Origin of the sequence: Pseudarthrobacter sp. NS4 (genome assembly GCF_024758005.1) — a bacterium.
Lineage (GTDB): Bacteria > Actinomycetota > Actinomycetes > Actinomycetales > Micrococcaceae > Arthrobacter.
Genome location: NZ_CP103288.1, coordinates 1,335,758 through 1,347,550 on the forward strand (window position 1 = coordinate 1,335,758; position 11,793 = coordinate 1,347,550).

Sequence of the window (11,793 nt, forward strand, 5' to 3'; positions counted from 1 at the left end):
TGTGAAGCCCCTATACACGGCAGAAGCCCTTGCCTCCGGCGAAGGCCGCGACGGTACCGCACGCACCAATGACGGGAAGCTCGAAGTCAACCTGGCCAGTCCTCTGGAGCTTGGCGGCAGCGGTCAGGGGACCAACCCCGAGCAGCTCTTTGCCGCCGGATATGCTGCCTGCTTCCACTCGGCACTCCGCCTGGTGGCCCGGAAGGAGCGCGCCGACCTCACCGACTCCGCCGTGGCCGCCAAGGTCCACCTCGGCCAGCTGGATGGCGGCGCGGGATTCGGGCTCGCGGCCGAACTGGAGATCGCGCTGCCGGCACTGGATTTGGCCACCGCAGAGGAACTCGTGGCAAAAGCGCATGAGATCTGCCCCTACTCCAACGCCACCCGCGGGAACATCAGCGTGGACATCAAAATCCTGGAGTACGCAGCATGAGCCTCGCCACCCTTCCCGCCACCACCCGTGAAATCCGGCTCGCCTCGCGTCCCGTTGGCCGTCCTTCCGATGAAAACTTCCGGCTCTCCGAGTCATCCCTGCCGGAACTGGGCGATGGCCAGATCCTGGTCAGGAACATCTTCGTCTCGGTGGATCCCTATATGCGCGGACGCATGAACGACGTCAAGTCCTATTCCGCCCCCTTTGCCCTGGATGAAGCGCTCGACGGCGGAGCAGTAGGTGAGGTGATAGCGTCCCGGTCCGCCGCACACCAGGAGGGGGACGTCGTTGTGCACTCCCTTGGCTGGCGGGAATACGCGGTACTGGATGGGGAGGCGGCCACTCCGGCGCGTACCGACCTGGCGCCTGCCTCAGCATTCCTGGGCGCCCTGGGCATGACAGGCCTCACGGCCTACGCCGGACTGCTCAAGGTTGCCGAATTTTCCCCCGGAGACGCCGTCTTCGTTTCCGGCGCGGCAGGTGCCGTTGGATCACTGGTGGGCCAGATCGCAAAGGCGATGGGCGCTTCGCGGGTCATCGGCTCGGCCGGCTCGCCCGCCAAGGTGGCCCGGCTGCTGGAACTCGGCTTCGACGCCGCCTTCGACTACCACGACGGTCCGGTCCGGGAGCAGTTGGAAAAGGCAGCCGGCAATGCGGGCATCGACGTTTACTTCGACAACGTGGGCGGCGAACACCTCGAGGCGGCGCTGGCCGTGCTGAATGTTGGCGGCCGGGTGGCGATGTGCGGTGCCATTGCGCAATACAACTCCACCCAGCCCACGCCGGCGCCACGCAACCTCATGCAGGCTATCGGCAAGCAGCTCACCCTCCGGGGATTCCTGGTGGGAGGCCAGCGCCAGCATGCGCGCGAGTTCGCGGAAAAGATGGCCGGCTGGCTCGCCGACGGGACCGTCCGCTACGACGAAACGGTCGTGGACGGGCTGGAGAACGCCCCGCAGGCCTTCATGGACCTGCTGGACGGTGCAAATACGGGCAAAATGCTCGTCCGGCTTTAGGCCCGGATACCAGCCGGACAGCCGGGGGTGCCGGAGCCGTGCGGCACCCCTACTGGTTGGTAACAACTTGTAAACAATCTCCGGGAACAGTCCTGCCGTGCTATTGGGACGTGGCGCAGGCCACTAAAGTAGGACGCATCAGTGCGCCCCCGGCGCAGTGCTGCGAGCCCTCAGTGACAACAGAATTTCAGTGCAGAAACGGACACTCATTGAATTCGAGCCGTAGCGCCACTCTCTTCATCCTGGAGGAATCTTGATGACATCACTGCGTGCACACCTTAAGCGCGGTTCAGTTGCAGGCCTGGCTACGGTGGGTGCCACAGCGCTCGTACTGGCCGGTTGTGGCGCGCCCCCCGAAGCGGGAAGCAACTCGACAGCCGGAGCCAGCGACTACACCGGCTGCATCGTCTCCGACTCCGGTGGCTTCGATGACCAGTCCTTCAACCAGTCCTCCTACGAGGGCCTGAAGAAGGCAGAGGCTGACCTGGGTATCAAGGTCAACCAGGTCGAGTCCAAGACCAACAACGACTTCGCACCGAACCTCCGCGCCATGGTCACAGCAGGCTGCGACCTCACCGTCACGGTGGGCTTCCTGCTGGGCGACGCCACCAAGGCACAGGCGGAAGCCAACCCGGACAGCCACTTCGCGATTGTCGACTTCGCCTACGATCCACCCATCGCCAACGTCAAGCCGATCATCTACGACACCGCGCAGGCAGCGTTCCTTGCCGGCTACCTTGCCGCCGGTACCACCAAGACCGGCACGGTCGCCACCTTCGGTGGCATGAACATACCCACCGTGACCATCTTCATGGACGGCTACGCCGACGGCGTCAAGTACTACAACGAGCAGAAGGGCAAGGACGTCAAGCTCCTTGGCTGGAACAAGGACGCCCAGGACGGAACTTTCACCGGCGACTTCGAGAAGCAGGACGTGGGCAAGCAGGTCACCCAGAACTTCCTGGACCAGGGCGCCGACATTGTCATGCCCGTCGCCGGCCCTGTAGGCAAGGGCGCCGGGGCGGCGCTGAAAGATGCCAAAGCCGCCGGCAAGGACGTCAAGCTCATCTGGGTTGACTCCGACGGCTACCTCACGGCTCCCGATTACAAGGACATCATGCTGTCCTCGGTCATGAAGCAGATGGGCGATGCCGTGGAAGCCGTGGTGAAGGACGACAAGGAAGGCAAGTTCGACAACACCCCGTACGTGGGCACCCTGGCCAACGACGGCGTGCAGCTGGCTCCCTTCCACGACCTCGATTCACAGGTCCCCGCCGAGCTGAAGTCCGAGCTGGAGCAGATCGAGAAGGACATCGTGGACGGCAAACTGAAGGTTGAGTCCAAGGCAAGCCCGAAGGCCTGATCCGCACCTGTTGCGCCACCGCCCGGCTGGTCGATGACCCGCCGGGCGGTGGCGCTTTTTGTTGACCCCCATTTGCGGGCACCCGCCCGCTCATCCTCCGACTGCAACCACTAGGCTGGTGCTGCAGCCACATATCCCGTCCGGTGGATCACTGGACGCTTCGAGATTGGTCAGAGTTTTGAAACTTGAACTCAGAGGGATCACTAAACGCTTTGGCACCCTGCTCGCCAACGACCACATCGACGTGGTGGTTGAACCCGGACAAATCCACTGTCTGCTGGGCGAAAACGGGGCCGGCAAGTCCACCCTCATGAACGTGCTGTACGGGCTTTATGAGCCCTCCGAAGGCGAAATCCTCATCGATGACAAACCCGTGTCCTTCCGCGGTCCGGGTGACGCCATGGCCGCCGGGATCGGCATGGTGCACCAGCACTTCATGCTGGTTCCCGTGTTCACCGTCGCCGAAAACGTGGCGCTGGGTGCCGAACCCACCAAAGCGGCAGGCTTCCTTCACCTGGACGACACACGCCGCCGGATCAAGGAAATCTCGGACCAGTACGGGTTCGACGTGGACCCTGACGCGTTGGTGGAGGACCTGCCCGTAGGCGTGCAGCAGAGGGTGGAAATCATCAAGGCCCTGGTCCGCAACGCCAAGGTCCTGATCCTGGATGAACCGACAGCCGTGCTGACTCCGCAGGAAACCGATGAGCTCCTGGACATCATGCGCCAGCTCAAGTCCAGCGGAACCTCGATCGTCTTCATCTCCCACAAACTGCGGGAAGTGAAGGAAGTCTCCGATACCATCACCGTCATCAGGCGGGGAAAGGTAGTGGGGTCCGCCGATCCCTCCACTCCCACCACCGAACTTGCCTCCATGATGGTGGGCCGCGCCGTGAGCCTGAACCTGGACAAGGAGCCGGCCAAACCGCAGGAAAAAACCTTCGAGGTCCGGGACCTGACCGTCATCGCACCCAACGGCCAGCACGTGGTGGACGGACTTAGCTTCGACATCGCACGCGGTGAGATCCTGGCCATCGCCGGTGTCCAGGGCAACGGCCAGACCGAACTCACGGAAGCCATCCTGGGACTACAGCAGCGGGTGTCCGGTTCCGTCACGCTGGACGGGAAGGAACTCCTGGGCCGCTCCGTCAAGGACGTCCTCCGGGCCGGCGTCGGATTTGTTCCCGAAGACCGCAAGGTGGACGGCCTGGTGGGCACCTTCTCCGTGGCGGAAAACCTGGTCCTGGACCTCTACGACAAGCCGCCGTTCGCCAGGGGAATCAGCATGAGCCCGGCAAAAATTCTGGAGAACGCAAACGCGCGCATCGGTGAGTTCGACGTACGGACCCCCTCCGCGGCCGCGGCCGCCGGTACCCTGTCCGGCGGCAACCAGCAAAAGGTGGTGATGGCGCGTGAACTCTCCCGCCCCCTGCGGCTGTTCATCGCTTCCCAGCCCACCCGGGGCGTGGACGTGGGATCCATCGAATTCCTCCACCGACGGATCGTGGAGGAGCGTGACAAGGGCACACCCGTCATGATCATCTCCACCGAACTGGACGAGGTGATGGAACTCGCCGACCGCATCGCAGTGCTCTACAAGGGCAAGCTGGTGGGCATTGTTCCCGCAGGCACCAGCCGCGACACCCTGGGCCTGATGATGGCCGGTATTCCGCCGAAGGAACACGCGCACACCGCCCAGGCCGGCACCCGCCCCGCCTCCACCCCCGACGCCGAGGGAGACGACCATGTCTGACAAGCATCCCCCCAAGCACACGGCCGGCGAGCAGCACGGCGGAGAGCACCACAGAAAGCAGCACACCGGAACTTCGCACCATCCGGGCCCTGCTGAGGAGGAAACAACCGCCGCCGTCGCCGTTGATACAGCGGGCGGTGCCATGGAACCGTCCGCCGTGCCTGCCACGGCCCAAAGCGGGCAGCTTCCGGGAGGTCCGGACACCGTGCTCCGCAGGATCTTTGCCGGGAGCGGCATGGTCTCGGTCCTGGCGGTCCTGCTGGCGCTCATCATCGGCGGCCTGCTGATTGCGAGCACGGACAAACAGGTGGCGGCCACCTCCTCGTACTTCCTCGCCCGTCCCACCGACTTCCTCGCAGCGGCCTGGAATGCGGCCACGCGCTCCTACATCGCACTGTTCCAGGGCTCGGTATTCAACCCCCGCGGCAACAGCGTGGCGGCCCAGATCGCGCCCTTCATGGAGACGCTGACCATCGCTACCCCGCTGATCACGGCAGGCCTGGGTGTCGCGCTGGCATTCCGCGCCGGCCTCTTCAACATCGGCGCCCAGGGCCAGATCATCATGGCCGGCATCCTGGCGGCCTGGGTGGGCTTCGCGCTGCATCTGCCGCTGGGCCTGCACCTGCTGCTGGTCCTGGTGGCCGGTATCATCGGCGGTGCCCTGTGGGGCGGTCTGGTGGGTGTGCTCAAAGCCCGCACGGGAGCCCATGAAGTCATCCTCACCATCATGTTCAACTACATCGCGCTGTACTTCCTGCGGTACCTGCTCAACACGCCGGCCTTCCAGCGGCCGGGGGAGTCGAACCCGATCTCGCCAATCCTCGACCCAACCGCCGTATACCCGCAGATCTTTGGCAGCCAATACAGGCTCCACCTGGGCTTTATCCTGGCCATCGGAGCCACGGTCCTGGTCTGGTGGCTCCTGAACCGCTCCACCCTCGGTTTCGAATTCCGGGCCGTCGGCGCCAATCCCAAGGCAGCCCAGACCGCCGGCATCAACGTCTCCCGCTCCACCATCCTGGTGATGGCCATAGCAGGCGCACTGGCCGGAATGTCAGGCGTGGCGCAGGTGGCCGGGACAGAGAAGGTCCTCACCGACGGCGTAGCCGCCACCTACGGTTTTGACGCCATTACCGTTGCGCTGCTGGGACGTTCGACGCCGTGGGGCACGTTTGCCGCGGGCCTCCTGTTCGGCGCCTTCCGCGCCGGAGCAGTCCAGATGCAGATCCAGACCGGAACCCCGATCGACATCGTCATGGTGGTCCAGTCACTGATCGTCCTCTTCATCGCGGCACCGCCACTGGTCCGCGCCGTCTTCGGGCTGAACCCGCGGCGCAGGAAGCCCGCCCGCGCCGCCAAGTCCCGGCAGGCAGCCCCTACCGGAGGTGCAGCATGAGCACAACAGTTTCGTCCCCCCGGCCGGGAACTCCGCAGCCGGACGACACAGGAACGGACGCCGGTGCCCTCACCATGTCCGCCAAACCAGTGAGCTGGAAGAAGCCGGTACTGCTCACGGCCTTCGGGCTGATTGCCTTGGTTTTCTTCGGGCTCCTGGCCCCCAACCAGACCGCAAGCTTCGGTATCTCCACCGGCAGCGACTTTTTCCAGCTGCCCGTCCTGGCGGTGAACGCCGTTGCCGGCGGCATCGTGCTGTCCGTCCTGTTGCTGGGGCTTGCCGCCTACGCCGTTTACCTCAAAACCAAAGGCCGTCCAGCCCCCGGCTGGCTGACCGTGGCCTTTATCGTCCTGTTCGTGGCCGCCTTCCTGATCTGGGTGGTGGGCGGTGCCCGGACCCCCAGCATCTCCCTGGCCGGCCTCATCGCCGGTTCCGTTACCCTGGCCGTCCCGCTGGTGTTCGGGTCGCTGTCCGGCGTCCTGTGCGAACGGGTGGGCGTGGTCAACATCGCCATCGAGGGCCAGCTGCTGGGCGGCGCCTTTACCGCAGCGATTGTGGCCAGCATGACGCAGAACCCCTTCATCGGGCTCCTGGCCGCCGCCGTGGCCGGCGCAATGGTGTCGATGGTGCTGGCGCTGTTCAGCATCAAGTACCTGGTCAACCAGATCATCGTCGGCGTCGTCCTGAACGTGCTCGTTTCCGGCGTCACCGGCTTCCTGTTCAGCACTGTGATGCAGGCCAACAAGGCACAGTTCAACTCGCCCCCCGGGCTGGACATCATCGAGATTCCTGTCCTGTCCGGCATCCCGATCATCGGGCCTATCCTGTTCAGGCAGTCGCTGGTGGGCTATCTGATGTACGTCGCGGTCCTTGTGGTCTGGGTGGGCCTGTTCAAGACACGGTGGGGCCTCCGGGTCCGTGCTGTGGGGGAGCACCCGCAGGCTGCGGACACCCTGGGCATCAACGTGAACGCCACCCGGTTCTGGAATGTCACGCTGGGCGGAGCCGTGGCCGGAATTGGCGGCTCGTTCTTCACCCTGGTGGCCATCGACAGCTTTACCAAGGAGATCTCCGGCGGCCGCGGGTTCATCGCCCTGGCAGCCCTGATCTTCGGCCGCTGGAACCCGATTGGAGCCTTCTTCGCAGCACTCCTCTTCGGCTTTGCCGACAACCTGCAGAGCATCGTCACCATCATCGGGACACCCGTGCCCAGCCAGTTCATGGCCATGCTGCCGTACCTGGTGACCGTCCTCGCCGTGGCGGGGCTGGTGGGCAGATCCCGCGGACCCGCAGCCAGCGGCATACCGTACGTCAAGGGTTGACGGCCGTGGAACCCGCAACCACGGTGGATTGGCAGGCCCTGGAGGCGGCCGCCGTCGCAGCCATGCAGAAGGCCTACGCTCCCTATTCAAAGTTTCCGGTGGGGGCCGCGGCCCTCACCGGGGACGGCAGGATTGTCAGCGGCTGCAACGTGGAGAACGCCAGCTACGGCTTGACCCTCTGCGCCGAATGCGCCCTGGTGGGCAACCTGCAGATGACCGGCGGCGGGCTGCTGCGCGCCTTTTACTGTGTGGACGGAAGCGGCAACATCCTCATGCCCTGCGGCCGCTGCCGCCAACTGCTGTACGAATTCCGCGCTCCCGGCATGGAACTCATGACCACCCGGGGCATCAAGACCATGGACCAGGTACTGCCTGATGCCTTCGGTCCCGAACACTTGGAGGAAACCCGGTGAAAGACAACAAAGCCGAAGCCTTCGACGCGGTGGACATCATCCGCGTCAAGCGCGACAAGGGCACCTTGAGCCCGGAACAGATCGACTGGACCATCGACGCCTACACCCGGGGCGCCATTGCGGACGAGCAGATGGCCGCCCTCAACATGGCCATCCTGCTCAACGGCATGAACCACGCCGAAATCGCCCGATGGACGGCCGCAATGATCGCCTCCGGCGAGACCATGGACTTTTCCAGCCTTCGCAGGCAGGACGGCGGCCTGAAGTACACCTCGGACAAACACTCCACAGGTGGCGTGGGGGACAAGATCACCCTGCCGCTGGCCCCGCTGGTGGCGGTGTTCGGCGTCGCTGTCCCGCAGCTCTCCGGCCGGGGCCTGGGGCACACCGGCGGCACCCTGGACAAGCTGGAGTCCATTCCGGGCTGGCGCGCCTCCCTCAGCAATGCGGAGATGCTTGCCCAGCTCCAGGACATCGGGGCAGTCATCTGCGCCGCAGGGGCAGGCCTGGCACCCGCCGACAAGAAGCTGTACGCACTGCGTGACGTCACCGGAACCGTCGAAGCCATCCCGCTGATTGCCTCATCCATCATGAGCAAGAAGATCGCTGAAGGCACCGGCTCCCTGGTCCTGGACGTCAAGGTGGGCAGCGGAGCCTTCATGAAGGACGAGGCCTCGGCCCGGGAGCTCGCCGAGACCATGGTGGCACTGGGCAAGGACGCGGGCGTGAACACTGTAGCCCTGCTCACCAACATGAACACCCCGCTGGGGCTCACGGCCGGCAACGCCATTGAGGTGGAGGAATCCGTCGAGGTACTGGCCGGCGGCGGGCCCTCCGACGTTGTGGAACTGACCGTCCGGCTTGCGGAGGAGATGCTCGCCTGTGCGGGAGTCCACGACGCCGATCCCGCGGCCGCGCTGAAGGACGGCCGGGCCATGGACGTGTGGAACAGGATGATCGGGGCCCAGGGCGGCGATCCCCGCGCGCAGTTGCCGGTGGCCAGGGAATCCGACGTCGTCTACGCACCGGCGGACGGGGTGCTCGTGGAGCTTGACGCACTGGCGGTGGGTGTGGCCGCGTGGCGGCTGGGAGCAGGCCGCGCCCGTAAGGAGGATGCTGTACAGGCAGGGGCCGGTGTCCGGATGCACGCAAAACCCGGCGCGGTGGTCCGGGCAGGAGAGCCGCTGATGACCCTGCTCACCGATACCCCTGAACGGTTCGCACGGGCCAGGGAAGCGCTGGAACACGCAGTTGTCATCGCACCAGAAGGATCGAGGCCGGCGCAGCGCCTGATCATGGACCGAATAGCATAGGGACTCATGCAGGCCATCAATGACTTCATTCTCGCCGCAGCCGGGCAACCCTGGGTGCTTGTCCTGGTGCTGGCGTGCTGCATCATCGATGGATTTTTCCCGCCCATTCCCAGCGAGTCCGTGGTGGTGGGACTGGCAGCGGTGGCAGCAACAGCGGACGTCCCCAACCCCTGGGTCCTGATGCTGGTGGCTGCCCTGGGTGCCTTCTCCGGAGACAACATCGCCTATCTGATCGGACGCAGGGTAGGAACCACCAGATGGTCCTGGATGCGCGTACCCCGCATGCAGAGCGCTTTCCGGTGGGCCGGCGGGGAGCTGCGCAAACGCCCGGCCTCATTGATCCTCGTGGCCAGGTTCGTGCCGATCGGCCGCGTCGCAGTCAACCTCACCGCGGGCGTGACGCGTTACCACCACCTGCGTTTCGTCGGCCTGACTGCACTCTCGGCCGTCCTATGGGGCGCCTACTCTGTGGGCATCGGGCTGTTCTTTGGGCAGTGGTTCGAGGAGAATCACCTGCTCGGAGCGGCCATCGCCATTGTGTGCGCCGTGGCGCTCGGCATCGTTGTGGACGTCGTGATCAACCGCATCCGGCGCAAAACCCCCGTCGTGGAACGCATGCGGGAACCTGAAGCCTGACCCGGGCGGGTTTCAGCCCCCGGGAGGAGGGCGGAAGGCCCGAATATCACCCGCACGGACGACGACCCGGCGACGCCCGCAAGGATACCGTGAGGAAGGTGTTCCCGGGGCCGGGGCGTAGCGAACGACACCCTGGCCATGGGACACTTAGGAACGATTTCCGCTACGGCAGCGCCGCTTTGGCCGCGTCTTTTTTGTCTAGGAGCAAGACCGCGTGGAGTTTATTAATGAGGCTGTGCTCCATGCAGCGGGCCAATGGTGGATATACCCGGTCCTGCTGGTGTTTTTCTTCGTGGACGGCTTCGCGATGGTGGTTCCCAGCGAAACCCTTATCGTGGCACTGGCGGCCTTCTCCCGGCACAGCGGCGAGCCCAACCTGTGGATCCTGGGAACAACCGCTTTGGTCGGAGCCATCGCCGGCGACAACATGGCATTCATGCTGGGGCGCCGGATCGGGGTGGACCGGTGGAAATGGATGCGCCGTCCCAAGGTCAAGAAGATTTTCGGCTGGGCCCGCTACGAACTGGACAAGCGTGGCGCTGTGCTGATCTTCACCGCACGCTACATTCCCTGGGGCCGGGTGGCCGTCAATTATGTGGCTGGAAGCACCGGTTTTCCGCATCGCCGGTTCTTCCTGCTGGACGCGTTCGCCTGCATCACCTGGGTGGGCTACTCCATCGGCATCGGCCTGCTGGCGAGTTCTTTCCCCTGGCTGCACAACAACCCGCTGCTCAGCGCCGGCATAGCGGTGGTGTTCGCCATCGTCCTGGGAATCCTCATCGACCACCTGCTCCGCTGGTGGCACAAGCATCTGGCGCGCAACGACGCCGAAGAAGTCGACGAATGGCTCGACGGCGGTCCGTCCGGCGCGCGCGGCGGCCAGGCCGGCTCGACCGTCCTGGCCCCGTCTGCAGACAGCGGTCCGGCCGCTTAGCAGTGGCTGGCTTTGAGCCCCTGCCCACCCTAAGGTGGGAACGTGACTGAGCCTATTGTTGACGCTGCCCCTGCCCTCGATTTTGACCTGAAGAGCCTGCCCAAGGTTTCACTTCACGACCACCTGGACGGAGGCCTCCGTCCGGCCACCATCATCGAACTGGCCGAGGCCGTTGGCCACACGCTGCCGTCGACCGACCCCGTGGCATTGGGCCAGTGGTTCCGTGAATCGGCTGACTCCGGTTCCCTGGTGCGGTACCTGGAAACGTTCGACCACACCGTTGCCGTCATGCAGACCTCCGAAGGCCTGTTCAGGGTGGCCAAGGAATTCGTTGAGGACCTCGCAGATGACGGGGTGGTGTACGGCGAAGTCCGGTGGGCACCTGAACAGCACCTCCAGAAGGGCCTCACACTCGACGAAGCAGTGGAAGCGGTCCAGGAGGGACTCGAGGCCGGCGTCGAAGCGGTAGGCGAGAGCGGGCGGGAAATCCAGGTGGGCCAGCTCATCACGGCCATGCGCCACGCCGACCGCGGCCAGGAGATTGCCGAGCTCGCCGTCCGCCACCGTAACCGGGGTGCAGTGGGCTTTGACATCGCCGGAGCTGAAGATGGCTTCCTGCCGTCCCGCTTCAAGGATGCCTTCACCTACCTGGCACAGCAGAACTTCCCCGCCACCGTGCACGCCGGCGAGGCCGCCGGACTGGAGAGCATCCAGTCCGCACTGGTGGACGGCCGGGCGCTGCGGCTGGGGCACGGCGTCCGCATCGCCGAGGACATCATGGTGGAATTCGACGACGATGACGAGACTGAGGACACCGTCGGCCTGGTCACCCTTGGCGATCTCTCCAGCTGGGTTCGCGACCGCGGCATCGCCCTGGAAATCTGCCCTTCCTCCAACCTCCAGACCGGAGCGATCTCCGGGTTCGGCGACGGCATCGAAAGCCACCCCCTGGACATGCTGTACCAGCTGGGCTTCAACGTCACCATCAACACGGACAACCGGCTGATGAGCGGCGTCACCCTGACGGACGAGTTCGACCTCCTGGTGGAAACGTTTGATTATGACCTCGACGACCTGCTCGAGCTCACCCTGAACGCTGCCGAAGCTTCCTTCCTGCCCCTGGAGGAGAAGGAGGCGCTGGTGGAGTACATCAACGACGCCTACGCAAACCTTGGCTGACCAGCACGCCGCGGACGGCTCCCCACTTGGGGAGC

The 11,793-nt window shown here is 64.9% G+C and carries 11 protein-coding genes; all 11 read left to right on the forward strand.

All coding sequences use genetic code 11. The annotated features are described in order from the left end of the window. The first annotated feature begins 1 nt into the window (after position 1). The 11 genes from NXY83_RS06285 (at position 2) to NXY83_RS06335 (ending at position 11,758) form a co-directional block, all read left to right on the forward strand. Positions 2 to 433, forward strand: coding sequence for an organic hydroperoxide resistance protein (locus NXY83_RS06285; protein ID WP_258805226.1), 432 nt, complete (start codon positions 2 to 4; stop codon positions 431 to 433). Further along, positions 430 to 1,449 (forward strand): NADP-dependent oxidoreductase, encoded by a 1,020-nt coding sequence (locus NXY83_RS06290; protein ID WP_258805227.1) that lies wholly within the window; start codon positions 430 to 432, stop codon positions 1,447 to 1,449. Before NXY83_RS06285 ends, NXY83_RS06290 begins: the two co-directional genes overlap by 4 nt. Before the next feature lie 256 nt (positions 1,450 to 1,705). Then, positions 1,706 to 2,812, forward strand: coding sequence for a BMP family lipoprotein (locus NXY83_RS06295; protein WP_258805228.1), 1,107 nt, complete (start codon positions 1,706 to 1,708; stop codon positions 2,810 to 2,812). A gap of 178 nt (positions 2,813 to 2,990) precedes the next feature. Further along, on the forward strand, positions 2,991 to 4,565 hold the full coding sequence (locus tag NXY83_RS06300; RefSeq protein WP_258805229.1) for an ABC transporter ATP-binding protein: 1,575 nt from the start codon (positions 2,991 to 2,993) through the stop codon (positions 4,563 to 4,565). Further along, positions 4,558 to 5,961: an ABC transporter permease gene (locus NXY83_RS06305; RefSeq protein ID WP_258805230.1), complete on the forward strand. Its 1,404-nt coding sequence runs from the start codon at positions 4,558 to 4,560 to the stop codon at positions 5,959 to 5,961. The genes NXY83_RS06300 and NXY83_RS06305 overlap by 8 nt, the downstream gene beginning before the upstream one ends. Next, positions 5,958 to 7,283, forward strand: a complete 1,326-nt coding sequence (locus NXY83_RS06310) for an ABC transporter permease (RefSeq protein ID WP_258805231.1) — start codon at positions 5,958 to 5,960, stop codon at positions 7,281 to 7,283. Before NXY83_RS06305 ends, NXY83_RS06310 begins: the two co-directional genes overlap by 4 nt. 62 nt (positions 7,284 to 7,345) lie before the next feature. After that, entirely contained in the window at positions 7,346 to 7,696 is a 351-nt protein-coding gene (locus tag NXY83_RS06315) for a cytidine deaminase (RefSeq protein WP_258806085.1), read from the forward strand. Continuing rightward, positions 7,693 to 9,009: a thymidine phosphorylase gene (locus NXY83_RS06320; RefSeq protein WP_258805232.1), complete on the forward strand. Its 1,317-nt coding sequence runs from the start codon at positions 7,693 to 7,695 to the stop codon at positions 9,007 to 9,009. Before NXY83_RS06315 ends, NXY83_RS06320 begins: the two co-directional genes overlap by 4 nt. A gap of 6 nt (positions 9,010 to 9,015) precedes the next feature. Then, positions 9,016 to 9,645, forward strand: a complete 630-nt coding sequence (locus tag NXY83_RS06325) for a DedA family protein (protein ID WP_258805233.1) — start codon at positions 9,016 to 9,018, stop codon at positions 9,643 to 9,645. A 214-nt stretch (positions 9,646 to 9,859) separates the two neighbouring features. Beyond that, positions 9,860 to 10,579 carry a DedA family protein gene (locus NXY83_RS06330; RefSeq protein ID WP_258805234.1) on the forward strand — a complete coding sequence of 240 codons (720 nt, stop codon included), beginning with the start codon at positions 9,860 to 9,862 and terminating at the stop codon, positions 10,577 to 10,579. A gap of 42 nt (positions 10,580 to 10,621) precedes the next feature. Continuing rightward, on the forward strand, positions 10,622 to 11,758 hold the full coding sequence (locus tag NXY83_RS06335) for an adenosine deaminase (protein ID WP_258805235.1): 1,137 nt from the start codon (positions 10,622 to 10,624) through the stop codon (positions 11,756 to 11,758). The last annotated feature ends 35 nt before the right edge of the window (positions 11,759 to 11,793 follow it).

Excerpts from the sequence above, each read along its gene's own strand:
- NXY83_RS06305 (WP_258805230.1), top strand. The coding sequence starts at position 4,558 with ATGTCTGACAAGCATCCCCCCAAGCACACGGCCGGCGAGCAGCACGGC.
- NXY83_RS06310 (WP_258805231.1), top strand. The coding sequence starts at position 5,958 with ATGAGCACAACAGTTTCGTCCCCCCGGCCGGGAACTCCGCAGCCGGAC.
- NXY83_RS06290 (WP_258805227.1), top strand. The coding sequence starts at position 430 with ATGAGCCTCGCCACCCTTCCCGCCACCACCCGTGAAATCCGGCTCGCC.
- NXY83_RS06315 (WP_258806085.1), top strand. The coding sequence starts at position 7,346 with ATGCAGAAGGCCTACGCTCCCTATTCAAAGTTTCCGGTGGGGGCCGCG.
- NXY83_RS06295 (WP_258805228.1), top strand. The coding sequence starts at position 1,706 with ATGACATCACTGCGTGCACACCTTAAGCGCGGTTCAGTTGCAGGCCTG.
- NXY83_RS06325 (WP_258805233.1), top strand. The coding sequence starts at position 9,016 with ATGCAGGCCATCAATGACTTCATTCTCGCCGCAGCCGGGCAACCCTGG.